Here is a 24674-nt window from a genome sequence, read left to right as displayed (position 1 = left end):
TGCTGACCGGTGTGGACGCCCGGGCTCGAGCCGGCCGCCGCGGTGTTGATGGAACAGGGGAGTATGGCCTGATGCGGGTGCTTGTTGTGACCAACGATTTTCCGCCCCGTCCGGGTGGGATTCAAGCCTATATACATAATTTTGCCAGCCGTCTTCCCGGCGGAGCGGTAACCGTGTACGCGCCCGCCTGGAAGGGGGCGGCCGCCTTCGACGCGGCCGCGCCGTTCCCGGTGGTGCGCCATCCGACTTCGCTGATGCTGCCTACCCCGGATGTGCTTCGCCGCGCCCGGGAGGTCGCCCGGTCACACGGCTGCGATGCGGTGTGGTTCGGGGCCGCCGCGCCGCTGGGCCTGCTCGCGACGGGGCTGCGCCGTGATCTGGGGGTGCGCAGGATCATCGCGAGCACGCACGGCCATGAGGTGGGCTGGGCGGCGTTGCCAGGCCCCCGTCAGGTGCTGCGCAGGATCGGGCGGTCGGTCGACGCTGTGACCTATCTCACCGACTACACCAAGGTGCGCCTTGCGTCGGCCTTCGGCCGCCATCCGGCCCTGGCCAGGTTGCCCAGCGGTGTCGACACGGAGCTTTTCCGGCCGGGGGCGGGCCGCGACGACATCCGCAAGCGCCACGGCCTGACCGATCGTCCGGTTGTCGTGTGCGTGAGCCGGCTGGTTCGGCGCAAGGGGCAGGATATGTTGATCAAGGCCCTGCCGGCCTGGCGCCGCAGGGTACCCGGAGCCGCGCTTCTGCTGGTCGGCGGGGGAGCACACCGAGTGGCGCTGGCGCGTCTCGCCCGTGAGGCCGAGGTCGACAAGCACGTGGTGATGACCGGTCCCGTGCCCTGGGAGGAACTGCCGGCCCACTACGCCGCCGGGGACGTGTTCGCCATGCCGTGCCGGACGCGGTTGGCGGGGCTGGAGGTCGAGGGGCTCGGTATTGTCTACCTGGAAGCGTCCGCCACGGGTTTGCCGGTGGTGGCCGGGCGCAGCGGCGGAGCGCCGGACGCGGTGCTCGACCGCCGGACCGGCATCGTGGTCGATGGCGGTGACCTGGCACGGGTCACCGACGCTGTCGGTGGGCTGCTGGCCGATCCTGGGCGCGCGCGGGCGATGGGTGCGGCCGGCCGTGCCTGGGTCGAGGTATCGTGGCGCTGGGACATCCTCGCGGCCAGGCTGCACGACCTGCTTACCTCCCCGGGGTAGCGGCCTTGCCACGGTCTGGACCCGAGCCCGTGAGCGGGCACATGCCCGTGGCCGGCGTGTCATGGCGGCGGGTCTGCGGGTCTGCGGGCCTGTGAGCAGCATCATGATTGTGAAGCCCACGGTCCCTAGACTTACCGCGCATGAGGGTACACGTGGTCAGTGACGTCCATGGGCGTGCCGACGCGCTTGCCGCGGCGGGAAGGGACGCGGACGCCTTCGTCTGCCTGGGCGACCTCATTCTCTACGTGGACTACCGCGATCACAGCCGGGGGATCATGGGTGATCTGTTCGGCCCGGTGGCGGTCGGAAAAATGATCAAACTGAGGACCGAGCAGCGTTTTGACGAGGCGCGCGAATGGTCGCGAGGTCTGTGGGCGACGCTGGGCGACGACCGTCAGGAGATCATTGAAGCGGCGATCCGCAAGCAGTACGAACAGGTGTTCGCCGCTTTTCCGGCGCCGACCTTCCTGACCTACGGCAATGTGGATCTTCCGCATCTTTACCAGGACTACCTGCGCGACGGGGTCACGCTCCTGGACGGTGAGGTGGCTGAGATCGGCGGGCTGCGTTTCGGTTTCGTGGGCGGGGGGCTGCGCACTCCGATGCGTACTCCCTGCGAGATCGACGATGACATCTATGCCGCGAAGGTCGCCGCTGTCGGGGTGGTGGATGTACTGTGCTGTCACGTTCCGCCGCACCTGCCCGAACTCGTGTACGACACGGTTGCTCGGCGTTACGAGCGAGGCAGTGTGGCGGTACTGGAGGCTATTCACGAAATTCAGCCCAGGTATGTGCTTTTTGGGCATGTTCATCAGCCCTATCGTGAGGTTCTTGAGATCGGACGAACGCGGTGCGTGAACGTCGGCCATTTCAACGCTCGAGGGACGCCGTTCGTGCTGGAGTGGTAGCTGTCGGACGGGCCTGCGGGCCATCCGGTAGCCTCGACGACCGGTCACGATGATTATCCTGGCTTCCAGTGGGTGGAAGACTTCTTGATCGTGAATCTTCTCGCGTCGGGGTTCCCGGGTTCCGGGAGGCCTGGAGAACCTGGAGAGCCGGTATGTCAGGCAACCGGTATGTCAGCGACGCCGGGTATGCCCGGGTAGTTTGTGGAGGCACTGTCACCGATGGCGGATCAAGCCCGAGCCACCCTTACGATCAATGCCGAGCCCGCGGAGGTGATGGCTGCGATTGCCGACACCGCGGCGTATCCGACCTGGTCGGGGCCAGTGGAACGATCCGAGGTCATCGAGGTCGGGCCGGATGGTCGTCCTCGCCGGAGCCGCTTCCTGGTCAACGCGATGGTGGCGAAGGAAGAATTCGTCATCGAGTACACCTGGTCGGGTAACGAGTCGGTGAGCTGGACGCTTGTCGAGGGGCACAACATGACTGCCCAGGAGGGCAGTTATGTTCTATTTGATCTTGGTGATGGCAAGACCGAGGTCACCTACGACCTGACCGTCGAACTTAAGATCAAAATTCCTGGCCTGCTCCGGCGCAAGGTCCAGAACGGCGTTGTCGACGCCGCGCTGAAGGATCTCAAAAAGTATCTCGAGAGCTGACAGCGCGTGCGATGCGTGCTCTTTTCCGGCAAGGGAGGCGTCGGGACAACCACGGTCGCCGCGGCAACGGCAACTCTGGCGGCTCAGCGCGGTAACCGGACGCTGGTGATGTCGGCGGATCCGGCGCGAGGCCTCGCGGCTGTCCTGGATCATCCGCTGGCCGATGTTCCTGTTGAGATCGAGTCCGGCCTGTTCGCACAGCAGGTGGACATCCAGCGGGCGTTCGAGGACCAGTGGCAGGTGCTTCGCGGTTCCTTCGGGCGGCTGTGGGAGGCGACGGGAACCGAACCGATCGACGCCGGTGAGCTGATGCCGCTTCCCGGTGCCGAGGAGGTGCTCACCCTGCTCCAGCTGCTTGATCAGATCAGGTCCGGAGCCTACGACGTCGTCGTGCTCGATACCGGCCCGGTCGCGCAGCTGCTGCGCCTGCTGACGCTTCCCGAGACGCTGTCGTGGTACCTGCGCCGGATGATCCCGGTGGATTACCGCATTGCCCACCTGCTGCGCCCGACCTCTCGCATACTCGGGCGCGGCGACGTGACGGAACCGCTGACGGGCGCCGTCACTCGGCTACGAGAGATCATGAACGAAGTCCGGGAGGTGCTCCTGGACCCGTCACGATCGAGCGTGCGGCTCGTTCTGACTCCGGAGAGCGTGGTGGTGGGACAGACCCGCGGAGCGTTGACGGCGCTCGCGTTGCACGGTTTCGGCGTGGACGCGGTGGTGGCTAACCGGGTGCACACCCAGGCCGGTGCCGATGCCTGGCGGGCCGGGTGGGTGGCCGTCCACCGCGAGCAGCTGCTGGACGTCGAGGTGTCCTTCGCGCCGATCCCGGTCCTGCGCGCGGCCTACCGCGCTGGTGAGCCGATCGGTCTGGAGGAGCTGGCGGCTTTTGCCGCCGCCGCCTACTCGGGCCTGGACCCCGTGGCTGTTCTCGGCGGTGGCGGACTGACCGGCAGCGAAGCGCTGCGCGTCGAGCGCACCGGTGATGGCTTCTCGCTCTCGCTGAGCCTGCCGTTCGTGGAACGCTCCGAGATCGACCTTGCACGGATCGGGGATGACGAGCTGATGGTGTCCGTCGGACTGCAACGACGGCTGTTCAGCCTGCCATCAGCGCTGCGTCGTTGCGACGTGCGTGGCGCGGTGTTGCGAGACGATCGTCTGGTGGTCTCTTTTGTGCCCAATCCGGACTTCTGGGTACGCACATGACCCGTAGCACGGCTGGGCCGCTGGCGCGGGAGGCAGCCCTGCTGGCCGCGGCTCTGCGCGACCTGCTTGCCGAGCCGGCGGCGCACGCCGGTGCGGGCGGTGCGGGCGGTGCGGGCGGTGCGGATCATAATCATGATGGTGCGGCGGCGGGATTCGGCACCGGACCGTTTTTCGGGCGGACCGCGGGCTGCGACGGCAGCCAGGCCCATACCGGTTTTCCAGCGGGCCAGCAGGACGATCGATCTGGTGGGGCGCAGATCGTGGCCTGCCAGGCGTGTCCGGTGTGTCGGCTCGTCGCGACTGTCGCCGCCGGTCGGCCGGAGGTGGCGGTACATCTGTTCGCCGCCGTGACGTCGCTTGCCGCGGCGCTGCGGGCGACCCTTGCGGCTCCCGTCTCCGACGTCCCCGGAAGCGCCGGCAGCCATGCTGGGACAGACAGGCAGGAGAGCACGACCGAGCGACCGCGGCCCCGGTCGCGTGTTCAGAGGATCGATGTCGAATGACTGCCGCAACGGCCTTGGGGCACAGCCACCCAGAGTCGGGTCTGGTGATCGGTGTGGATGTCGGCGGAACCAAGGTTGCCGCGGGCGTCGTCGACCGGAACGGGGCGGTCCTCGCCTCGGTCCGCTGGCCGACTCCTACCAAGGAGCCGGCCGAGGTGGCCGACTCGATCGCCGCGGCAGTCGATGACCTGCGCGCCGCTGTGTCGCCTCGTCCGGTGGAGGCGGTCGGTATCGGAGCGGCCGGCTGGATCGACCGTGAACGGTCACACGTCCTGTTCGCGCCGAACCTCGCCTGGCGGAACGAACCGCTGCGGGATGAGGTCAGCGCCCGGATCGGGCTGCCGGTGATCGTCGAAAACGACGCGAACGCGATGGCATGGGGGGAGTACCGGTTCGGCGCCGGCCGTGGCCATGACGACCTGCTGTGCGTCACCGTGGGGACCGGTATCGGCGGCGGGATCGTGCTCGACGGGAAGCTGTACCGGGGACACGCTGGCATCGGTGCCGAGATCGGGCACATGCAGATGGTGCCCGGGGGCCACCCGTGCGGCTGCGGGAACAAGGGATGTTTCGAGCAGTACGCGAGCGGCCGCGCACTGGTCCGGACCGCCCATGAAATGATAATGGTTTCGCCCGCGGCCGGCCGTCGGCTGCTGGAGCTGACAGATGGCGATGTGACCTGCCTGACAGGTCCGATGATTACTGATGTCGCCCGGCAGGGCGATCCGCTCGCGGTGAAGTGTTTCGAAGAGGTCGGCAGCTGGCTGGGCCGGGGGCTGGCCAGCCTTGCCACGATCCTTGATCCCGGCCGTTTTGTTGTCGGTGGCGGCGTGGCGGAAGCAGGGGATCTTCTGCTCGGCTCGGTGCGGGCGGAGTTTCGTAACAATTTGTCAGGTCGTGAATACCGTCCTGAGGCGGAGATAGTCGTGGCGGAACTCGGGCCGCCAGCGGGGATCATCGGTGCCGCGGACCTGGCTCGACACTGAGTTCCCGCCGTCGCGCCCCGTGGGGTGCCAGCCGTCGTTCAGGCAGGCCCCGGCAGCGGCCCCGTCCCGGAGCGGGACGGGTAGTCCGCGACCAGTTCCTGAGCCAGCTGTTCCAGGAACAGGCCGCTGTCGGTGACGACACCGACAGCCTGGGCGAACCCGCGGTCGACCAACCTGGTGACGTTGCTCGGGTCGATGTCGACACAGGCTACCGGGATGGATGCGGGCAGGATGTTCGCGGTTGCCACCGAGTGCAGCATCGATGCGATCATCATGGCGAATCCGACACCGTGCAGGGCCTCTCGCATGGCTCGCTGCCCGGCCAGCACATCGGTATGAACGTCAGGCAGCGGACCGTCATCGCGAACCGAGCCGACCAGGACGAACTTCTTGTTGGCCTTGACGATCGCATGCATGATCCCGCTGGTGAGGATGCCGTCCTCAACCGCCGTGGTGATCGAACCAGCGCCCCGGATCGTGTTGATCGTCCGGATGCGCTGTTCGTGACCACGCTCAGTGGTGTGGGCGCGGGCCGACTCGTTGCCGATCGCCGTGCCGTAGAGGGCCGCCTCGATGTCGAGGGCGGCGAACGCGTTCCCGGAGAACAACACGTCCACATAGCCCGCCTCGACCAGAGCGACCATGGCGGGAGCCGCGCCGGCCTGCACGACCGCCGGCCCGGCCACCCACAGGACTGAGAAGCCCTCGGCCTTGAGCTCGCGGATCTGGCGTGCGATCGTGCGGACCAGCAGCGCCTGGTACTGCGGTGACATCGACGTCGTTGACGACGACAGGGACTGGAAGGTTCCGTACATGCGGGTCGAGTGATCGCTGACCGGTAGCACGGTCTTCACTCCGGACACTCCACACACGATCATGTTGCCGGCCCGGACCTCGGACACCGGGATGGTGCGGACCCGCCCGCCGGAGACGACCAGGCCGCAGTCCATCTCGGGATGTTCCACCGGCACCCACTGGCCGCCGAGATGGACCACGGTCTCCAGATTGCTGGTCGAGTAGAAGTCCGCGGGGAAGACGCCGTCGCGCTCGGCAGGCCGTAGCAGCACCTCGTCAGAGCTCACGCTGTTGACACCATGCACCTGGATGTGCATGAGAATCCGGGAAAGCTGGTTCGCTGAATCCGCTCCGACGATGATCTTTGCGTGTGACTCGTCGTCGTGGCTCTTGCCGAGATCAATGCTTTCGACCTCGTAATCGCCCCCGTAGCTCAGGACGTCATCGAGCACACGAGCGAGAACCCCGGTGTCCATCAGGTGACCGTGGATCTCGACCGTTTCGTGAAAGCGCACGCAGCAGCCCCTTCCATGCCGTAGCTCTGGCGCCGAGGCCCACCCGGAGCCGGGCTCAGACGACCGCGCCGTCGTCGCCATCGTCGGAATCGGTGGGTGGTCGATCCCCCAGCTGTGCTACCAGTGTGGCGACTCCGCCCAGCACAAGCACGACTCCGGCAATGTCATGACCCGTGCCCTGCCTGATGCCGGCCACCGCTGGTACGAGCAGGATTCCAAGGCCGAGCGCGAGGGAGCACAATGCCCACCGCGTGACAGGACGCATCCGTGGTACCGGCGGCGGTGGTGGTGGTTCGTAGTGATCGGACTGTCCGTAAGCGCCCGCCACCTGATCGGCGGCCGGCACGTAGTCGGGGCCGTAGGTGGGGCCACTGCCAGCTGTCCCGCTGCCAGCTGTCCCGTCGGTCAGGCGGGCGACCAGCGCGGCGAACGCCGCGTCCCACTCCGCCGCGTTGTCGCTCAGGGCAGCGGCCGGCGCTGGCGCCCGGAGCGCGGAACTGTCGTCCGCCGTCGCGTCAGCCGGGAAATCGCCAGGTGCCGGCTCCCGGTCTGAAGTGCCGTGCGCGGGTGCGGGGCCGTACTGGCGTGCGTCGTACGTCTGGGCGGGCCCACCCGTCGGCTCGCCCCGGCCGCCACCCTCGCCCCCGTCGCGGCGGTTGCCCTCGGCATCATGCCGCGCCCGCTGGCCCGAGCCGTGATCGGAATCTTTTCGGTCGCCGGGTGTCATGTCGGTCATGGCTCAGCCCGAGAGCGGCCCGGAGGCCTGGGCCTGCGGCAGCGCGTGGGTACGGATGAACTCACGACTTTCCTCGAAGATTGTTTGGCGATCGTTGTCCAGCGTCGCCACGTGATAGCTGTCCTCCAGGACACGTTCGGAGACGGTGCACGATGCCGCTCCAGCCAGCAGGATCTGCCCGGACGAGGCCTCGACGACGTGGTCGACGCGGCTGCGGAAGGTCAGCACGGGGCACACGATGCGTCCCAGTTCCGCGACTGTCACCCGCCACAGGTGGGACAGGGAGACGTAGGCCCGCAGCGGCACGCGCTGATAGGCGATCTCCCGCTCGCCGTGGGCTTTGATGTCGCTGGCCACCCCCGGCACAGCCGGTATGATGCGAGAGAGCAGCGGGGCGAGTACTGAAATCTTCCGATCGGTGCCGAGACTCGGGTTGACGGTGACCGCGCCGGCCACAGCTGAGCCGTGTACCTCCGCGAGACGCAAGGTCAGCGTTCCACCCATGGACAGCCCCATGACGAAAACAGTCTCGCAGCGTTCCCGGAGCCGCGTGAACGCGGCGTCCGCCGCGCCGAACCAGTCCTGCCAGGTTGTGGCGTTCATGTCCTGCCAGCGGGTGCCGTGGCCCGGCAGCAGCGGACAGCACACTGTCAGGCCGGCCTCCGCGAGGAACTCGCCCCATGGGCGCATGCTGTGCGGTGTGCCTGTGAATCCGTGGACCAGCAGCACGCCGGTGCCACCACCGCCGAGCTCGAAGGGCTCAGCGCCCGGCATGACCGAACTCCGCGGTCCGCTCCCCATGGTTTCCGCCCTCTCGTCAGATGCGCGGGACCGTTCGCCCCCCGTGGGGGCGGATGGCTTCTCCGTCATCGTCACGCAAACCGGTTTTGCAGCATGCTCGCACGCCCGGGAGAGACAGGCCATGCTCAGTGTGCCGCTCGAGGCGGCGCGCCCGTTGCCGGCGGCCCCGTGCATGGGCTCCGAGCCGGTGCTCGCGGGTGGGAGGCAGCGGAGGTGGTCGCGGCGAGGCGCTTGTGACGGCGGCGACACGCTGGCATGGTTCGGCACCTGCCGGTGGACGCCACCAGCGGGGATACATAGGGTTATTCCGGCCACCGTGCGCGGGTGTGTCCGGCGAATATTTGGTGGACGACCACACCGGGAGCTGACGTGTTTTACTGGGTCGTCAAGGCATTTCTCACCCCCTTCCTGCGACTCTTCTGGCGGCCCTGGGTGGAGGGGCTGGAAAACATCCCGGAGCGGGGTCCCGCCATCCTTGCGGGTAATCATCTGTCCTTCGCGGACCACTTCTTTCTCCCGCTGGTCGTGCCGCGCCGGGTCACCTTTCTGGCTAAAAGCGACTACTTCACCGCGCCGGGGATCAAGGGCTGGCTCAAGCGGGTGTTCTTCAGCGGCGCGGGGCAGCTCCCTATTGACCGCAGCGGCGGGGCCGCGAGTGACGCGGCGCTACGAACCGGGGTCAGGGTGTTGCAGCACGGCAAACTGCTGGGCATCTATCCGGAGGGCACCCGGTCGCCCGACGGGCGGCTGTACCGTGGTAAAATCGGCGTCGCTCGGATGGCGCTGGAATCGAAGGTTCCAGTGATCCCGATCGCGATGATCGGTACTTTCGAGGTGCAGCCGCAGGGGAAGGTGATTCCCCGGATCCGCCGCGTCGGTATTCGGATCGGCCGTCCCCTCGACTTCAGCCGGTACGAGGGAACAGCGGATGATCGTTTTGTGCTGCGCTCCATGACTGACCAGATCATGTACGAGCTTATGGTGCTGTCAGGCCAGGAGTACGTCGACGTGTACGCCCAGCGTGCCAAGGTTGAGATTGCCGCCGCGCGTGAGGCCGCGGTCGAGGCGGCCGGGGGTACGGGAACTCCGGGTCCCGCCGGGCGGACGCACGATCGCCAGGCTGCCGCGGTGTCTCGGGCCGCGGGCGCTCATGGCGGGATTGCCGGGGACCGCGACAGCCGCGACGCCGCGGACGGGACGGATACCCGCCAGGCAGGCTGACGGCTCGCGCGGTGGGCACGGCAGGATGGTCGGCGTGTACTCATCGGGGGCCCCCAGAGCGCCGAGGCCGCGCTGGAACGAACACCGGCCGACCGGGCGTTTCGCGGCGGGGCGGCGCGGCCTGGGACGGCTGATCACAACGGGTGTGACCGTGGCTGTCACCACGGTAGCGGCGACGGCCGGCGTTGTCTCGGCGCTCGGGGCTCAGCCCGCGCGCGGCGCGGAACCGACGGGCCTGGCGCTGACCGCGATCGCGGCGGGTGGCCCGCCCGCCGGCACCGTGCTGCGCGCGGGCCGCTTTATTGTTGATCTTGAAGGCCGTGTGCTGTTCCTGCACGGTCCCTCGGTCCCTCCAGGGGCTGTCGTTGACACCGCCACCGCTGGGCAGTGGGCGGCCGAGGGCTTCAACGCGGTGAGTATCGGCGTGCGGATGGACACCGACGGGACGTTCGCTGGCAGTTCCAGCAGTTCCAGCAGCTCCAGCAGCTCCAGCAGCTCCAGCCACGCTGGCATGCCGGCTCGGGCGGCCGCCGATGGCTCCGATCCCGGGCTTGAGCAGCTTGCCACGGCTGTCGATGCCGTCGTCGGTCGGGGACTGCGAGTCATGATCCAGATTGTGCCGACCGCCGCCGCGGTGCGAGCCGGTGATGAGGCATTCGCCGCTGGCCTACGGCGGGTGGCTGGCCGCTTCCACGATGTCGCCGGGCTGGTCGGCTTCGAGCTCGTTGCCCCGGCCGGTTCACCCGCGCTCAACGGAGCGGTCCGGGACACCGATGCCCACCATCTGCTGTGGCGGCAGAGCATCGCCCCGTTCGACGCGGCCGCGAGTGTCGTGACCAACGACGAGGCCGCGCTGCTGGTCGGGTGGGCCGCCGGCGATCCCGCGACCGTGCTGCGGCTGGTGTCGGCCGCCGACGCGACCCAGCTCGGATGGTTCTTCGACCGGCCGCTGAACGACACCACGCTCGGTGCCGTCGCCAGGCCCTATCCGGCCGCGGTGGCCGGTGTACCGGTCGGCTTCACCTACAGTCCGTCGGGGCGGCTGCTGACACTGTCCTACGTACCGGTGCCGGCCGGCGGAGGTGCCTTCAGCGGTGGGGCCGCGACCCAGATCCGTGTTCCCACGCGCGTCTACCCTGACGGTTACGTGGTCCGGGCGAACGGGGCGACGGTGGTGTCCGCTCCCGGCGCGGGTGTGCTCTGCCTGGTCACCGATGCCCGAGCCGCCCGGGTGGACGTCAGGGTCGAACCCGCGGCCGCCGGGCGGGAACCACCGGTGGCCGCGCCGGTGGCTGGTGACCCCTGCCCAGGGGTCACCGCGCGGCCAACGGCGCCTCCCGCCGGAGGGCAGGCCGTGGACGGCGCCATGCGGACGGACAGAGCCGCCTCCCGTGCCACCGGCCAGGCTGGCGGCACGGGAGGCGGCCAGACTGGCGGCATGGCGCTGTGGGCACTGCCGCTGGCTGGCGCCGTGGGAATGGCGTCGGTCCTGGGCGGTCTGCGGTGGAGAATGCGCCGCGGCCGCGGCGGACGGGCGGCTGTCGCCGGCAGCCGGCGCTTTCCCTGACGTGGGCAGGCAAACTGGACGGGTGGGCACCCGATATCTTTATGACACCGAGTTCATCGAACGTTCCGAAGCCGGCCACCACTGGCTGGATCTGGTGAGCATCGGGATCGTCAGTGAGGACGGCGCCAGAGAATACTACGCTGTGTCCACTGAGTTCGATCCAGCCTTCGCGGTGCCGTGGGTGCGGCGCAACGTGCTGGACAAACTTCCGCCGCCGGCCGATCCGTGCTGGCGGTCGCGGTCGCGGATCCGTTCGGACATCGCCGAGTTCCTCGGTGTCGACGGGCCGCCGGAGCTGTGGGCCTGGTACGCCGCTTATGACCATGTGGTGCTTTGTCAGCTTTTCGGCACAATGACCGATCTTCCCCGTCCTTTCCCCCGGTTCACCCGTGACCTGCGCCAGCTCTGGGAGGAGGTCGGCCGGCCACCGCTGCCGCGGCCGCCCCACGACGCCCATGACGCCCTCGCCGACGCCCGGCACAACCTGGCCCGCTGGCGTGTGCTGGCGCCGTTGCGGGCAGCCGCGTCATCGTTGGCCGCGGAAGCCGCGGAAGCCGCGGAAGCCGCGGAAGCCGCGGAAGCCGCCGGATAGGAGCGCCTCTTCCGGCGGTTCTTCCGGGCCGCCGGCCCGGCCGTGCGAGCGGAACTATGATCTTTTGGTTTTTGTTCAACCGGATTTTCGCGCCACGGATGCCGGTTCTGTTCCTGGAACGCTCCGCCACGACTACGCTCCGCCCTGATGGGCTCGATGCGGGTCATCAAGGCAAGTCGTCAAGGCGTCAAGGTGGCGAAAAGGGGTGCGGTCGTGCGGGTCGGCGTACTGACAGGCGGTGGGGACTGCCCAGGACTGAACGCGGTCATACGGGCGGTTGTCCGTAAGGGAGTGGATATCTATGGATATTCTTTCGTGGGTTTCCGGGACGGCTGGCGCGGTCTTCTGGAAAATTCGACGGTGCCGCTTGGCGTAGCTGCGGTCCGGGGGATTCTTCCGCGCGGTGGGACGATTCTCGGTTCCAGCCGCACAAATCCCTACAAGGTGAATGACGGGGCGGATCGCATCCGGCAGACAATCAACAGCCTGGGGATCGACGCCCTTGTCGCCGTCGGGGGCGAGGACACCCTCGGCGTCGCCGCCCGGCTGCACGCCGAGGGCATTCCGATTGTCGGGGTTCCCAAGACCATCGACAACGATCTGTCGGCCACCGATTACACCTTCGGGTTCGATACGGCGGTGAACATCGCGATGGAGGCCATCGACCGGCTGCACACCACCGCCGAGAGCCACCACCGGGTCCTCATCGTCGAGGTCATGGGCAGGCACGCCGGCTGGATCGCCCTGCACAGCGGGATGGCGGCCGGCGCCAACGTGATCCTCATCCCGGAACGGCCGTTCGACATCGACAAGGTCTGCGCCTTCGTCGAGCACCGTTTTGCCTCGCACTATGCGCCGATCATCGTGGTGGCCGAGGGCGCGAGCCCGGTGGCCGGCAGCCTGGTGGTCAAGGAGGGCGAACTTGATGCCTTTGGACATGTCCGGCTGCAGGGAATCGCGTCCGTCCTGGAGACCGAGATCCGTGGCCGTACCGGGCGCGAGTCCCGCGCCACCGTACTCGGCCATGTGCAGCGGGGCGGTACACCAACGGCGTTCGACCGCTGGCTTGCGACCCGTTTCGGCCTGCATGCCATTGACGCCGTGTATGACGGCGCCTGGGGCACGATGGTCGCTCTGCGCGGAACCCGGATCGAGCGGGTACCGCTGACGGAGGCGACCCGTCAGCTCAAGCTGGTCCCCGAGGAGCTCTACACCGAGGCGGAGGTGTTCTTCGGCTGAGACATGGCTGGGACACGGCGGAGCCGACACGGCCGAGGCACGGCACGGCTGCGGTGATGCATGATCAAATCTTTACGCCGTAGCCTATTACACTGTGGACGAACTGGATGTCTGGCGGACCCTGCCGGCCAAGCAACAGCCGAGCTGGCCCGACCCGGTGGAACTGGCCGCGGCCCGTGACCGGTTGGCGATCCTCCCGCCGTTGGTCACCGCGCCGGAAATTCGGGTGCTGACCGAACGGCTGGGGTCGGTCGCCCGGGGCGAGGCGTTTTTGCTCCAGGGCGGCGACTGCGCGGAAACCTTTGCCGCGAACACCGCCGACAAGATTCGTGACAAGGTGAAAACGCTGCTGCAGATGGCGGTTGTGCTTACCTACGGCGCGAGCGTGCCGGTGGTGAAGGTCGCCCGGATAGCCGGTCAGTATGCGAAGCCGCGGTCAGCCGACATCGAGGCGAGCACGGGGCTGCCGTCCTACCGCGGTGACGCGGTCAACGGCATCGCCGCGACGGCCTCGGCCCGCCGGCCCGACGCCCGCAGACTGGTGGATGCCTACCATGCCAGCGCGGTCGCGCTGAACCTCATCCGCTCCTTCGCCACCGGCGGATTCGCCGATCTGTCGAAGGTGCACGAGTGGAACAAGACGTTCGTGCGGGACTCCGCGGCTGGGCGCCGGTACGAGCTCATGGCCACCGACATCGAGCGGGCGTTGTCGTTCATGGCGGCCTGCGGCATCAGTCCCGAACGTGCGCCCAGCCTGCACGGCGTCGAGCTGTTCACGAGCCATGAGGCGCTCCTGCTGGAGTACGAGCGGGCGCTGACCCGGACAGAGGAGGCGAGCGGCGCTGTCTACGATCTCTCCGCGCACATGCTCTGGATCGGTGAACGTACCCGTCATCTCGATGGCGCGCATGTGGACCTGATGTCCCGGGTCGGCAACCCCATCGGGTGCAAGGTGGGCCCGAACGCATCCCCGGACGACGTCCTCGCGTTGGTCGATCGGCTTGACCCTGAGCACATCCCAGGCCGTTTCACGGTCATCACCCGGATGGGAGCGGGCCGTGTCCGCGAGGTGCTTCCCGCGATTATCGAGAAGGTCAACTCCGCCGGGCATCCTGTGGTGTGGTCGTGCGATCCCATGCACGGCAACACCCGTGACGTGAACGGGGTGAAGACCCGGCACTTCGACGATGTCCTCGACGAGGTGTTCGGTTTCTTCGAGGTCCATAAGTCGCTGGGCACCCATCCTGGCGGCGTGCATATCGAGCTCACCGGTGACAACGTGACGGAGTGCCTCGGTGGTGGCGAACAGATCGGTGAGGCCGATCTCGCCGGTCGGTACGAGACCGCATGCGATCCGCGTCTCAACACCGGCCAAGCCTTGGAGCTGGCCTTCCTCGTCGCTGAGATGCTTCAGCAGGGCGCCTCCGGGGTGGCGCCTGCCAGCGCCCGGGTAGCGCCTGCCAGATCCACCGGGGCAACATAGATCATCTTTGTCGATCCAGCGGGCGTGGCGGAGCTGATCGCGGGAGCTGGCTGGGTCAGCCCGGGTCGGCGGAGTCCAGCAGACCCGCCACGATGCCCTCGGGATCGACAGCGGGATCGCTCTCGGTCGGTGGCGCGCTCGGCGTCCGCGATGCCCCGGTGGCCGGGGTGGTGGTTGCGGTCGCGGTGCTGGTGTTCGCGGGCTGTCCGGTGGTAGCCGGGCTGGTGGGGCTCACCGCCGGGAGATCGGTAGTGACCGTGCTCGGTGCGCTGGGGGTTGTCGGGACACCCGCGCCGGAGACCGGTGTGGGGGACGGGCTCATCGGCGGCGTCCCGTCCGTGTCCTGGCGGGCCGGCTGCCGGGTGCGCGAACCGTCCGCCTGGGTGGGAGCGGCCTGCGGGGCGCTCCCACGCGACGGCGTCGCGATTACGGCGGTGACGGTGTCGTTCACACCATGCACGTAGTCAAGAGCGGCGGAGGCCATCGTGCGCAGCAGACCGCCGGGCAGGCCGTCGAGCAGCGCGCGCAGATCTCGGGACTGGTCGGTGGTGAAATCCCGGACCGTGCGCAACGCGTCATCGCTGCCGCTGCGGGCCTCGGCGACCAGCACCTCCCCACCGGCCGACGCCTCGTTGCGCCAGGCCGTGAGGAGAGCGCGAACCTCGGTGGTCCTCCTCGGGAGCAGCCCGTCGTCCATGATGGTGCGGATCTCCCCGAGCCTGGTCCGGGCAATGTCGAGATGGACCTTGGCTTTTTCCACCCGGCTGTTGGTGAGATCGAGCTGGATCTGCTCGACTCGGAGCTTGAGCCCGTAGAAAGGCTCACCGGGAAGCGCCCGATCGGTGTTGACCGCGATGCCCGTCACCACGACCGAGGTGGCGAGGGCACCGATCAGGGCCGGGCGGACGCAGACCCGCGCGCGGGAGCCGCGCGCGGGAGTACGCCCGGCGCTGGTCAGGAGCTCGGTAGCCGGGAGCTCGCTAGCCGGGAGCGCCGCGGCCGGTAGCTCGCTGCTCAGCAGCCAGGTGTCCGAGGTTTCCGCGCACAGCAGGGCGCGCAGGGACGCGCGGAACTCCTCCCGCGGCGATACCTGTTCAACCGCTCGCAGCGCGCTGACGACATCCATCCTGGCGCGGTCGCGTGAGCCGACGACGGGCTGTCGACCGTCCGTTAACCGGTCGAAGTGTTCCGCTCGCCGCCGAGTGAGTGGCACTCCCACGGACGTCCCCCTGTTCCCCCTGTACGGTGCGCCGTCCAGGCGCTGATCGGCACCCGTATACACCGTCCGGTCCCATGGTGACGGGGAACACCCCGCGTGGGCACGTATCTCGCCCTCGCCGCCCATGGTGATTCGTCCGGGTGGGCCGGTACACCCGGGGATACACCCATTCTGAACGATCGCCAGATAGTCATCCGCACTATCCCACTGTGAGGGTCACCTTGGTGCCCCGGTCGACCGTGCTGCCGGCGGGCGGGTTCATGCTCTTGACGGTGTCACCGAAGAGGCCGAACCCGTCGCGCTCGGCCTTCAGCCCGGCGCGCTGCAGTTCCCGGGCGGCGGCCGGGTACCTGAGCCCGACAACATCGGGAACCTGGACCAGCTGGCCGTCGCCACCCCCGCCGTTGCCGTTGCCCCCGTTGTCGGCGGGGCCCTGGGAGACGAACAACGTGACCGTGGAGCCGCGATTGACCTGCTGTCCTGGATCAGGGGAGGTACGTACGACGCTGTTGACGGGGACGGTGTCGTCGTTGATGTTCTGAGCGATGACTTTGAGGCCGATGGCCTGGAGCTGATTCCGGGCCTGCTCGAAGGGCTGCTGGATGACGTTGGGCAGCACGAGGGTGGCCGGACCGGTGCTGACGACCAGCGTTACCTGGGCGCTCTGGGCGAGCTCGGTGCCCGCGACCGGGTCTGTTCTGATCACGTTGCCGGCCACGATCGTGTCGCTGGCCTCCTGGCGTGACACGGCCGCCACGTTGAGCTGCTGACGGGTGAGCCGGCTCTGGGCTTCGGCCACCGTCAGGGTGGCGACGTCGGGTACCCGGACCTTCGCCTTGCCCAGGCTGAGGCGTATCCGCACCGTGCTGTTGGGCTTCACCTCGGCGGCAGCGGCCGGAGCCTGCTCCATGACCTTGCCCTCGGCAAACGTGTCGCTGGTGGCGGGATCGTCGAAGGCCGCGAGCAGCCCGGCGTCGGTGAGCCGGCGTTCGGCCGTGGCCCGGTCGAGACCGACCAGCGGGGGAACCCGCACCGTGCCCGGCCCGGCCAGCACCTTCATCGCCGCAAGCCCCCCGAGCAGGGCGATGAGGGAGACGATCGCTATCGCGGCGAGCCGGCCGCGTGACCAACGCGGCTGTGGCCGATAGCGCGGCTCGAGACCGTGTGGTTCCCCGCCAGCCAGTTCGTAGCCGGTGGTTGCTCGCGACCGGCTGGCTGCCGGCAGCCCCCAGTGGGCACCGCCGACGTAATCGGCGGGCTGGCCGGAGTCCTGACCGGGCTCCGGCAGGTACGCCGCGAGCTGGCGTAGCTCGTCCAACATGGCGCCGCCGTCGGGTGGCCGTTGGTTCGGGTCGCGTGCCGTGGCGCGCAGCACGAGCGTGTCCAGCGCGGCGGGGATACCCGGCACGACGGTGGATGGCGCGGGAACCTCGCCGTGGACCGCCTGGTAAGCCACTGACATCGGGGTGCTGCCGGTGTGGGGCAACTGCCCGGTCAGCATCTCGTAGAGCACGACCCCGGCGGCGTAGATGTCACTGCGGGTGTCGGCCGATCCGTCGCTGACCTGTTCCGGCGCCAGATAGCCGACCGTTCCCATCACCACACCTTGTGTCATGGCGTAGGTTGACTGGCTGAGGGGCCGGGCGAGCCCGAAGTCCGCGACCTTCACCTGGCCGTCGTTGCCCAGGAGGATGTTCTCCGGCTTGATGTCGCGATGTATGATCCCGGCCTCATGGGCCGCGGTGAGAGCTTCGAGGACCGGCTCGATGATCTCGACGGCATCGGTCGGGGACAGCCGGCCGCGGCTGCCGATATACTGGCGCAGAGTCTGGCCCCGCACAAGCTCCATCACCAGGTAGGTCACATTCCCGTGGGGGCCGTGATCACTGCCCTGGTCGAGGATGGAGACCGCGCGCGGAGTGTTCAGCCGGGCCGCGGCGGTCGCCTCCTGGTGGAAGCGCCGGATGAAGTCCTGGTCGTGGGCGAGGGCCGGATGCATGACCTTGAGAGCGACCAGCCGGTCAAGCCGGTTGTCGTGAGCGACGTAGACCGTCGCCATCCCGCCCACGGCAATGCGTTCCTGCGCGGTGTAGCGCCCGTCCAGTAACCGTCCGATGACGGGGTCTGCGACGGTCGCGTCCATATCGCACAGCTTACGATCGAGCGCTGCCACCGCGGGCATCCGGTCGTAGGAGCGTGTTTGAGATCGGGCTTTCGATCAGTGAGCCGCGTCCAGGCGCCCCCTGGCAAGGCGGGAGGCCGAAGCGATACCGGATGAGTTGTATCGGTTCGGCTGACAACGCAGCCAGGGGGCGCCTGGGCACGGCGAGCCGGAATGACGATCTCAAACACGCTCTGAGAGCCGGGTGTGAAACGCGGATATGCCGCAGTCGCCACCGGCTACCCTCGCTGGCATGAAGCGGATCGTGGTTGTGGGCGCGGGGCTCGCGGGGCTGCGTACCTGTCAGGAGCTGCGGGCTGCCGGCTACACCGGGGCGCTGGCCCTGCTCGGCGCGGAGGAGCACGTCCCCTACGACCGGCCGCCGCTGTCGAAGGCCGTGCTCGCCGGGCGTCGTGACGACACCGCGTTGCCCCTTGGCCAGATCGATGCCGAGCTGCTGCTCGGCCGGCGCGCTACCGGGCTGCGGCCGGGGATCGTCGAGACCGATCGCGGTCCGCTTGATTGCGACGGGCTGGTTATCGCCACCGGAGCCGACCCGGTGCGGTTGCCCGGGGACGGGCCGCAGCGCGTCCTGCGCACCATCGACGACGCTCGCGCGTTACGGGCCGTCCTGCGTCCCGGCCTTCGGCTGGCGGTGGTCGGAGCGGGCTGGATCGGCGCGGAGGTGGCGACGACCGCCGCGGCCGCGGGGGCGGCGGTGACCGTCGTCGAGGCCGCGAGCGTTCCGCTGGCGCAGGCGCTGGGGGAGGCGGTCGGCGCCCGCATGATCGACTGGTATGCCCAGGCCGGCGTGGCGTTACGGCTGGGTACATCGGTGCGTGCCGTCCGGCCGGACGGGCTTGATCTCGTCGGCGGGGAGCGGCTGCCCGCGGACGAGATCGTGGTAGGCATCGGGGTGCGGCCGGCCACCGGCTGGCTCGCCGGCTGCGGGATCGCGCTCGACCGCGGGGTCGTCGTGGATGAGCACCTTGCCGCCGAGTGGTCCACACCGGTCGTCTGTGTGGGTGACAGCGCCGCGTGGTGGTCACGGCGCTACTCGGCACGGATGCGGGTCGAACACTGGGACTGTGCCCAGCGGTCACCCGTTGTCGCCGCCGCCACCCTGCTGTGTACGGCCGCGGGCGCACCACTGGCGGACGCCCCGGTCTATGACCCGGTGCCCTACTTCTGGTCGGAGCAGTTCGGACGCATGATCCAATTTGTGGGCCGCCGCCCGGCCGGCACGAAGCCGGTCTGGCGGGGTGACCCGAGCCAGCCCAAGGGCTGGTCAGCTGGCTGGTTCGACGATGCCGGCCAGCTGACGGGGGTGGTCGCGGTCGGCCGCCCAGCTGACGCCGTGCGTGGCCGGCGCATGATGCTGACCGGCGTGTCGATCGATCCGGCCGGGTTCGCGGACGTGTCGGTGCCGTTGGGCTGACCCGTGTTGGCCGGGCTGAGCCACGCTGTTGGGCTGAACGGTCATGAGTCGCCGCTGTTTCCGGGCAGCCCCCTGTCGGGATGCTGGTGAGACGATTACTACAGTGCCTGGGTGCCCCGCATTCACCTGGTCTCGAACCTGCCCGGCGCGAGCGTTCTCGGCGACCACCTGCGGGGCGCCGGGCTTGGGCCCACGTCCGCACGATCCGCGGACGCGCTTCTCGTGCTCATTGACCGTCCCCTCGACGATGTTGAGCAGGACGTGCTGGACCGTGCGCGGCAGTCCGTCCCCGTGTTGCTCGCCGGTCCCACGCTGCGCTCACTGCCGCCGGACAGCCCGCTGGTCGAGGCGTTGGGGCTGCTGCCCGGGAGAGTGACGCCGGTCCACGAGCTCCGGCTGATCCCGGGGCCGGACGGCGGTGAGTTCACCGCACGGATCGGCGCCTTCCGCCCGGTCGACCAGTGGGTCGTTTCCGACAAGATCGCCGATGACGTGCAGCAGCTGCTGATGGTTCGCCACGAGCTCGCGGACCATCCGGTGTGCACCTGGCGCCCGTCGACAGGCCTCGGCATGTTCACGGTCGGCTCGAGCGACCGCACGCTGGCTGATCCGGCCTACCACCGACTGATCGGCCGGTGGCTGCGCCATGCCCTGGGGGTCCTTGACGCGCCGCCGGTACGGGTGGGGCTGCTCGGTACGGCCGACTCCGCCGCCATCCATCACCTGGCCGTCGAGGCGACCGAAGGCCTGGAGATGGCCGCGGTCTGCGACGGGGGATCCCGCCCGCCGGCTCGTGGCGGCGATCGCGGTGCCCGCCGGATCGCCAATCCAGCCGAGCTGGTGAGTGATCATGACGTGGGCCTCGTCATCGTCGCCACGCCGACGCATACCCACGCCGAGTGGGCCATGCGGGCGCTGGAGGCCGGGAAGCACGTCGTGGTCGAGGAGCCGTTCTGCCTGTCCACCCAGGAAGCTGATGATCTCATCTCCGCCGCGGCCGAGCGGGGGCTCGTCCTGGCCGTGCACGCCGACCAGCATGACGACCCCGGTTACCGGGCGCTGCGGGCCGCGGTGCGGTCGGGCGCGGTCGGCGACGTGCTGTGGCTGGAGACCTTCCAGGGCGCATTCGCGCGTCCCGCCGGTACCTGGCATGACGACACCAGGGTGAGCGGCGGTGTCATCTACGACCGTGGCTTCGCCCATCTGGACTGGGTCCTCGACCTGCTCACCGAACCTGTCGAGTGGGTGTCGGCAACCACGCACAAGCGGGTCTGGCACCACGTCAGCAACGCTGACCACACCCGGGTCCTGCTCCACTTCGCCGATGGCGCCGAAGCTCAGGTCACGATTTCCGACCTCGCCGCGGTGGCGTTGCCGAGGTTCCACGTCGTTGGTAGTACGGCTTCGATTATCAGCGAGACCGCGGTGGAGCTGGCGGGGCCCAGCGCCCGGTCCGGGCGGCATTCCGAGCGGGCGCTTGACGCTTTTCCCGGCCCGCTGAACCTGGTCACCGGGGACGGGAGCCGGACCCGGCTGGCGTTTCCGCCGCCCACCCCCTCGGTTTTCCACAGCGAGCTGGCAGACCGCCTGGTGTCGGGCTGGCCGATGCCGTACCTGGTGGAGACGGCCCGGCGGGTGGTGGCCGTGATGGAGGCGGCCACCCGATCGGCGGCTGCCGGCGCGGCTCCCATCCCCCCGGCGTGACCAAGAGCTGTTGCCCGGTGTTTACTTTGACCGTGGATTGGCTGACCCTGCCCGATGTCGCTGACCGGCTCGGGGTGCCCATCACGCGGGTGCGTCAGATGGTGCGAGACCGTAAGCTGCTGGCCGTACGCTCCGGGGGTGTCCTACGGGTGCCTGCCGATTTCATCGTCGACGGAGCGGTCATCAAAGGTCTGCCCGGCCTGCTGACAGTGCTGGCGGATGCGGGGTTTTCCGACGAGGAGTCGATGGGCTGGCTCTTCCGGGACGACCCGACCCTGCCCGGTACCCCGGTGCGGGCGCTGACGGAGAACCGCGGCCGGGAGGTCAAACGCCGGGCCCAGGCACTGGCTTTTTAAGGCTCTTGTAAGGACCGTCCGGCCGCCGCTGGTCGTGGCTGGTCGCCGCGGCCGTTGATCCGCGCGAATGAGAAGCGGCTAGGCGGGCCCGGTCGTGGCGGGTATGCTGTGCCGCCGGGTATGTCACACGTAAGGTCATGGGTATGGTGCGGGATTCTGATGCGCTGGTATCTCGTACGGCCGAGGCGCGGCTGGTGCGGCTTGCCGATGCCCGGCTCTACCTGTGTACCGGGCTCCGGCCGGCGTTTCCCGAGTTTCTCGACGATGTCCTCGCCGCCGGGGTGGACGTCGTCCAGCTGCGTGAAAAGGGTCTGGAGTGGCAGCCCGAGGCCGCTGGGCTTGCCGCGACGCGCGAGATCGCCCAGGGGCGTGGCGCGCTGGTGAGCGCCAACGATCGGGCCGATCTCGCCGCCTTCACCGGGGTGGACGTGCTGCACGTGGGGCAGTGCGATATCCCGCCCCAGCTGGCCCGTCAGCTGCTCGGTCCGGACGTGCTGATCGGGCAGTCCACTCATGATATTGATCAGCTCACTGCCGCGATAGAAGATCCCGACGTGGACTACTTCTGTGTCGGGCCGGTGCGGGCGACCCCCACCAAACAAGGGCGGGCCCCGGTCGGGCTGGAGCTGCCACGTCTGGCCGCCCGGCTCGCTCCGCCGTTCGCGCTCGGGGCCAAGCCGTGGTTCGTCACCGGCGGGGTGGACGGGACAACCCTCGACGAGGTCCTTGACACCGGCGCCCGGCGGGTCGTCGTCGTCCGGGGCATCACCGAGGCCGCCGATCCGGGTGCCGCCGCGGCCGCCTTGAGCGGCCGGCTCCGCGCGGCCTGACTCACCCGACAAGCGGTGCGGCACCTGAGCTACCTCGCCGTCCTGGCGGCCTGCCTCGTCGGTACGGCGCCGTTGGAGGTATTCCTACGTACGCGGGTGTACGCGCGTCCACTGCGGCTGGTGCTGACATTGCTGCCGGTGGTCGCCGTGTTCGCCGGCTGGGACTTCTACGCGATCTCTCGCCGGCACTGGGGCTATGACCGCGGCCAGCTGACCGGGGTACTGCTGGTCGGCCGTCTCCCCTTGGAGGAGCTGCTGTTCTTCCTGGTGGTGCCGGTCTGCGCGGTGCTGACGCTGGAGGCCGTCCGCGCGGTCACGGGCTGGCCGGTGGGCGACGAGCCGGCGGTGGACGGCGGGCTGGTGGGGGAGGAGCAGTGAGCTATACCTTTCTCGCCGTCGTCGGCGTTGCCGCCACTGTCCTGATCGACTTCGCGGTGCTGCGGACCAGAGTGCTTGCCCGCAAAGCCTTCTGGGCTGCCTATGCCGTCATCGTCGTCTTTCAGTTGATGACGAATGGTGTCCTGACCGGCCTGGCGATTGTCACGTACGACCCGAATGCGATCATCGGCCGCAGGTTCGCCTATGCGCCGGTCGAGGATCTTCTCTTCGGGTTCGCGCTGGTTACCCAGACACTGTCCTGGTGGGTCTTCTGGGGGCGCCGGCTGCAACGTCGGTGACCGTGGTCAGCGCACCGGCCACAAGCGAGTGCAGGTGAGCGCGAGCGGACGTGCAGGCAGGCGATCGCCTCAGAGCGCGAGGTGCAGCCGCAAGGCGTTGTCCAGCGCGGCCATCGTCGCGGGCGGGACCTCTGCGATCCGGTTGCCGAGCCGGTCCGCGGCCACGGCTCGTACCTGCTCGGCCTGAGCTTTTGAATCGACCGCGAGCCCGCACTCAGCGGCTTTGAGCAGGACCTGGAACGGGAACACCCGATCGGTGCTGGACGTGATGGGTACGACGGTGACCACACCGCGCCCGGCACGCCCGGCCGCGCGGTTGGCGGCGTCATTACTCACGATCACCGCGGGGCGGGTCTTGTTCGCTTCTGCTCCCCGGGCTGGTTCCAGGCTGACCCAGTAGATGTCACCGCGACGCATCGGCGAGTTCGTCCGCCGTGGTGGCATCCCAGAGCCCGGCGTCACTAGTGGCGGCCCACTCGTCCCAGGCCGCGGTGTAGGCGGTTTCGATGCTGGCCGCCCGCAGCAGGCCAACAGCCTGGTGGATTACCGCGGAGCGTGACGGGATGCTGCTTGCGGCACTGAACTCGTCGATGAAGCGCACATCGTCGTCCGGCAGACTAACGCTGATCTTCATACTTTTGATGCTACCCATTGTGCTACCCCTGTGCCTACCGCATCGATGGGTGGCGGCCGGGTCTCGGCCGGCCACCACCCAAGGCCCGCGTCAGCCAGCTGGCTCGGTGGCTTTGGCCGGCGCGGCTGCCACGGCGTCGGCCGGTTCTGCCGTGTCAGCCTGTGCTGAGCTGCCGTTTTGTTCCATGGAACCGGGGAGCCCGGCAGGCGAGTCCTCGGTGGTCAGGTGGCCCGGGGCGTCCGCCGGGTAGGGAGGGTAGCCGGGCCACCAGCGTGCGCGGGCCTGCCAGACCGCCCGCCAGCTGCCCTGGTTGCCGGTGGTGCCGCGGCCGGCGCGGGTGGCTGCCACGCCGAGGCCGGCCCGCAGCGCCACGCCCAGCGCGAGCATCGCCAGGCAGAAGGTGCGCTGCCAACCGGTGCGATGGGTCCGGGCGAGGGTGGTCTTGCCGGTCAGCGTGAGGATCGTCTTGTCCGCGTGCTGGGACGACGACGCACCGCTGTGGTGGACCACAGTCGCTTCCGGCGTGATCACCGGGTCGTAGCCGGCGGCTCGGGCCCGAAGGGAGAAGTCGACGTCCTCGCCGTACATGAAGTACCGCGGGTCGAGCCCGCCGAGCTGGGTGAACCGGTCCCGGCGCACCAGCAGCAGGCAGCCGGTCACCACCCCGACGGAGGCGACGTTGTCGCGCTGCCATCCGCCGAGTGCCTCGGGGTCGAACAGCCGCGAGCCGCGCCGCGCGGTGGTCAGGCCGAGGCCGAAGCACAGGTGGCTCCACAGCGTCGGCGCGCCCCAACAGGAGCTGGGGTCGAGAGCCCGGTCGGGGGCCAGCGTGCGTCCCCCGTACACGCCGTGATGTGGATGCTTCTCGGCGAAGGCGACGAGGCGGCCCACCGCGTCGTCGATGACGACCGTGTCGGAGTTGAGGAGCAGCACGTAGCGGCCGGTGGCGGCGCTCGCCGCGATGTTGACCGCGCGGGCGAAGCCGAGGTTGGTCGGCTGTTCGATCAGCCGCACCCACGGGTAGCGCTCCTTGAGCACGGCGACGGTGTCGTCGCTGGAAGCGTTGTCGACGACGAGCACCTCGGTGCTCACGGTGTCCGGTGCCGCGTGCAGCGAGTCCAGGCAGGCCGCGGTGAGCGTGCGGGTGTTGTAAGAAATGATCAGGATTGAGACGTCGACGGCCATGCTGTCCCCCGTCCGTTGTTGCTCGGAGTGCCGGTGGGCTCGTCGTTGGTCGGCGTCGCGTT

Annotated in this window: 25 protein-coding genes; 17 read left to right on the top strand and 8 right to left on the bottom strand. The window is 68.9% G+C overall.

Features of this window, described 5'->3' with window-relative positions; translation table 11 throughout:
- Positions 1 to 71: 71 nt before the first annotated feature.
- The 6 genes from MJ785_RS00415 (at position 72) to MJ785_RS00390 (ending at position 5459) form a co-directional block, all read left to right on the top strand.
- Positions 72 to 1199 carry a glycosyltransferase family 4 protein gene (locus MJ785_RS00415; protein ID WP_305039860.1) on the top strand — a complete coding sequence of 376 codons (1128 nt, stop codon included), beginning with the start codon at positions 72 to 74 and terminating at the stop codon, positions 1197 to 1199.
- Between the two features lie 140 nt (positions 1200 to 1339).
- Positions 1340 to 2107 carry a metallophosphoesterase gene (locus MJ785_RS00410; protein WP_239347165.1) on the top strand — a complete coding sequence of 256 codons (768 nt, stop codon included), beginning with the start codon at positions 1340 to 1342 and terminating at the stop codon, positions 2105 to 2107.
- A gap of 219 nt (positions 2108 to 2326) precedes the next feature.
- A complete protein-coding gene (locus MJ785_RS00405; protein WP_239308050.1) occupies positions 2327 to 2761 on the top strand; it encodes an SRPBCC family protein in 435 nt (144 codons plus the stop codon).
- 6 nt (positions 2762 to 2767) lie between these two features.
- Positions 2768 to 3970 carry an ArsA family ATPase gene (locus tag MJ785_RS00400; RefSeq protein ID WP_239308051.1) on the top strand — a complete coding sequence of 401 codons (1203 nt, stop codon included), beginning with the start codon at positions 2768 to 2770 and terminating at the stop codon, positions 3968 to 3970.
- Positions 3967 to 4473 carry a hypothetical protein gene (locus MJ785_RS00395; RefSeq protein WP_239308052.1) on the top strand — a complete coding sequence of 169 codons (507 nt, stop codon included), beginning with the start codon at positions 3967 to 3969 and terminating at the stop codon, positions 4471 to 4473. Before MJ785_RS00400 ends, MJ785_RS00395 begins: the two co-directional genes overlap by 4 nt.
- Positions 4470 to 5459 (top strand): ROK family glucokinase, encoded by a 990-nt coding sequence (locus MJ785_RS00390; protein WP_239308053.1) that lies wholly within the window; start codon positions 4470 to 4472, stop codon positions 5457 to 5459. Before MJ785_RS00395 ends, MJ785_RS00390 begins: the two co-directional genes overlap by 4 nt.
- Before the next feature lie 38 nt (positions 5460 to 5497).
- Here MJ785_RS00390 and MJ785_RS00385 read toward each other — a convergent pair whose 3' ends face one another.
- Genes MJ785_RS00385 through MJ785_RS00375 form a run of 3 tightly spaced genes read right to left on the bottom strand, consistent with a single transcriptional unit; the run spans position 5498 to position 8306 of the window.
- Positions 5498 to 6769, bottom strand: a complete 1272-nt coding sequence (locus MJ785_RS00385; protein ID WP_239308054.1) for a TIGR00300 family protein — start codon at positions 6767 to 6769, stop codon at positions 5498 to 5500.
- 55 nt (positions 6770 to 6824) lie between these two features.
- Positions 6825 to 7505 carry a hypothetical protein gene (locus MJ785_RS00380; protein WP_239379866.1) on the bottom strand — a complete coding sequence of 227 codons (681 nt, stop codon included), beginning with the start codon at positions 7503 to 7505 and terminating at the stop codon, positions 6825 to 6827.
- A gap of 3 nt (positions 7506 to 7508) precedes the next feature.
- A complete protein-coding gene (locus tag MJ785_RS00375) occupies positions 7509 to 8306 on the bottom strand; it encodes an alpha/beta hydrolase (RefSeq protein WP_370652664.1) in 798 nt (265 codons plus the stop codon).
- Positions 8307 to 8675: 369 nt separating this feature from the next.
- Here MJ785_RS00375 and MJ785_RS00370 point away from each other — a divergent pair, with 369 nt between their 5' ends.
- From MJ785_RS00370 to MJ785_RS00350, 5 genes are all read left to right on the top strand, one after another.
- The gene (locus MJ785_RS00370) at positions 8676 to 9527 is read left to right on the top strand and encodes a 1-acyl-sn-glycerol-3-phosphate acyltransferase (protein WP_239308057.1); all 852 of its coding nucleotides are present in this window, start codon (positions 8676 to 8678) and stop codon (positions 9525 to 9527) included.
- A 151-nt stretch (positions 9528 to 9678) separates the two neighbouring features.
- The gene (locus MJ785_RS00365; protein ID WP_239379865.1) at positions 9679 to 11094 is read left to right on the top strand and encodes a hypothetical protein; all 1416 of its coding nucleotides are present in this window, start codon (positions 9679 to 9681) and stop codon (positions 11092 to 11094) included.
- A 22-nt stretch (positions 11095 to 11116) separates the two neighbouring features.
- Positions 11117 to 11686: a polyadenylate-specific 3'-exoribonuclease AS gene (locus MJ785_RS00360; RefSeq protein WP_239379864.1), complete on the top strand. Its 570-nt coding sequence runs from the start codon at positions 11117 to 11119 to the stop codon at positions 11684 to 11686.
- Between the two features lie 213 nt (positions 11687 to 11899).
- Complete coding sequence (locus MJ785_RS00355) at positions 11900 to 12925, top strand: 6-phosphofructokinase (protein WP_308127772.1); 1026 nt, start codon at positions 11900 to 11902, stop codon at positions 12923 to 12925.
- Positions 12926 to 13019: 94 nt separating this feature from the next.
- Positions 13020 to 14408: a class II 3-deoxy-7-phosphoheptulonate synthase gene (locus tag MJ785_RS00350; protein WP_239308061.1), complete on the top strand. Its 1389-nt coding sequence runs from the start codon at positions 13020 to 13022 to the stop codon at positions 14406 to 14408.
- 55 nt (positions 14409 to 14463) lie between these two features.
- Here MJ785_RS00350 and MJ785_RS00345 read toward each other — a convergent pair whose 3' ends face one another.
- Positions 14464 to 15534 carry a DUF5667 domain-containing protein gene (locus MJ785_RS00345; protein WP_239379862.1) on the bottom strand — a complete coding sequence of 357 codons (1071 nt, stop codon included), beginning with the start codon at positions 15532 to 15534 and terminating at the stop codon, positions 14464 to 14466.
- A gap of 292 nt (positions 15535 to 15826) precedes the next feature.
- The gene (pknB, locus tag MJ785_RS00340; protein ID WP_370651402.1) at positions 15827 to 17800 is read right to left on the bottom strand and encodes a Stk1 family PASTA domain-containing Ser/Thr kinase; all 1974 of its coding nucleotides are present in this window, start codon (positions 17798 to 17800) and stop codon (positions 15827 to 15829) included.
- 241 nt (positions 17801 to 18041) lie between these two features.
- Between pknB and MJ785_RS00335 the strand changes: the two genes are divergently transcribed.
- From MJ785_RS00335 to MJ785_RS00310, 6 genes are all read left to right on the top strand, one after another.
- A complete protein-coding gene (locus MJ785_RS00335) occupies positions 18042 to 19226 on the top strand; it encodes an NAD(P)/FAD-dependent oxidoreductase (RefSeq protein WP_239308078.1) in 1185 nt (394 codons plus the stop codon).
- Between the two features lie 111 nt (positions 19227 to 19337).
- Positions 19338 to 20930, top strand: a complete 1593-nt coding sequence (locus MJ785_RS00330) for a Gfo/Idh/MocA family protein (protein WP_239377197.1) — start codon at positions 19338 to 19340, stop codon at positions 20928 to 20930.
- Positions 20931 to 20962: 32 nt separating this feature from the next.
- On the top strand, positions 20963 to 21286 hold the full coding sequence (locus MJ785_RS00325) for an Rv2175c family DNA-binding protein (RefSeq protein ID WP_239308079.1): 324 nt from the start codon (positions 20963 to 20965) through the stop codon (positions 21284 to 21286).
- Between the two features lie 143 nt (positions 21287 to 21429).
- Entirely contained in the window at positions 21430 to 22116 is a 687-nt protein-coding gene (locus MJ785_RS00320; RefSeq protein WP_239308065.1) for a thiamine phosphate synthase, read from the top strand.
- A gap of 15 nt (positions 22117 to 22131) precedes the next feature.
- Positions 22132 to 22494 carry a lycopene cyclase domain-containing protein gene (locus MJ785_RS00315; protein WP_239308066.1) on the top strand — a complete coding sequence of 121 codons (363 nt, stop codon included), beginning with the start codon at positions 22132 to 22134 and terminating at the stop codon, positions 22492 to 22494.
- Positions 22491 to 22793, top strand: a complete 303-nt coding sequence (locus MJ785_RS00310) for a lycopene cyclase domain-containing protein (RefSeq protein ID WP_239308067.1) — start codon at positions 22491 to 22493, stop codon at positions 22791 to 22793. Before MJ785_RS00315 ends, MJ785_RS00310 begins: the two co-directional genes overlap by 4 nt.
- Positions 22794 to 22862: 69 nt before the next feature.
- Here MJ785_RS00310 and MJ785_RS00305 read toward each other — a convergent pair whose 3' ends face one another.
- The 3 genes from MJ785_RS00305 to MJ785_RS00295 all read right to left on the bottom strand — a co-directional run.
- A complete protein-coding gene (locus tag MJ785_RS00305; protein WP_239308068.1) occupies positions 22863 to 23210 on the bottom strand; it encodes a type II toxin-antitoxin system PemK/MazF family toxin in 348 nt (115 codons plus the stop codon).
- The gene (locus MJ785_RS00300) at positions 23197 to 23427 is read right to left on the bottom strand and encodes a ribbon-helix-helix domain-containing protein (RefSeq protein ID WP_239308069.1); all 231 of its coding nucleotides are present in this window, start codon (positions 23425 to 23427) and stop codon (positions 23197 to 23199) included. The genes MJ785_RS00305 and MJ785_RS00300 overlap by 14 nt, the downstream gene beginning before the upstream one ends.
- A 90-nt stretch (positions 23428 to 23517) precedes the next feature.
- Positions 23518 to 24674: glycosyltransferase family 2 protein (locus tag MJ785_RS00295; protein WP_239379861.1), on the bottom strand; the 1157-nt coding region annotated here is incomplete at its 5' end.

Origin of the sequence: Protofrankia sp. CiT1 (assembly GCF_917627335.1) — a bacterium.
In the GTDB taxonomy this organism is placed as follows: domain Bacteria; phylum Actinomycetota; class Actinomycetes; order Frankiales; family Frankiaceae; genus Protofrankia.
This window is presented reverse-complemented; position numbering and strand designations above follow the sequence as displayed.

Coding starts and splice junctions, on each gene's coding strand:
- MJ785_RS00345 (WP_239379862.1), bottom strand. CDS start 15,534: ATGGATGTCGTCAGCGCGCTGCGAGCGGTTGAACAGGTATCGCCGCGG.
- MJ785_RS00320 (WP_239308065.1), top strand. CDS start 21,430: ATGGTGCGGGATTCTGATGCGCTGGTATCTCGTACGGCCGAGGCGCGG.
- MJ785_RS00375 (WP_370652664.1), bottom strand. CDS start 8,306: ATGGGGAGCGGACCGCGGAGTTCGGTCATGCCGGGCGCTGAGCCCTTC.
- MJ785_RS00410 (WP_239347165.1), top strand. CDS start 1,340: ATGAGGGTACACGTGGTCAGTGACGTCCATGGGCGTGCCGACGCGCTT.
- MJ785_RS00395 (WP_239308052.1), top strand. CDS start 3,967: ATGACCCGTAGCACGGCTGGGCCGCTGGCGCGGGAGGCAGCCCTGCTG.
- MJ785_RS00390 (WP_239308053.1), top strand. CDS start 4,470: ATGACTGCCGCAACGGCCTTGGGGCACAGCCACCCAGAGTCGGGTCTG.
- MJ785_RS00380 (WP_239379866.1), bottom strand. CDS start 7,505: ATGACCGACATGACACCCGGCGACCGAAAAGATTCCGATCACGGCTCG.
- MJ785_RS00305 (WP_239308068.1), bottom strand. CDS start 23,210: ATGCGTCGCGGTGACATCTACTGGGTCAGCCTGGAACCAGCCCGGGGA.
- MJ785_RS00300 (WP_239308069.1), bottom strand. CDS start 23,427: ATGAAGATCAGCGTTAGTCTGCCGGACGACGATGTGCGCTTCATCGAC.
- MJ785_RS00405 (WP_239308050.1), top strand. CDS start 2,327: ATGGCGGATCAAGCCCGAGCCACCCTTACGATCAATGCCGAGCCCGCG.
- MJ785_RS00335 (WP_239308078.1), top strand. CDS start 18,042: ATGAAGCGGATCGTGGTTGTGGGCGCGGGGCTCGCGGGGCTGCGTACC.
- MJ785_RS00415 (WP_305039860.1), top strand. CDS start 72: ATGCGGGTGCTTGTTGTGACCAACGATTTTCCGCCCCGTCCGGGTGGG.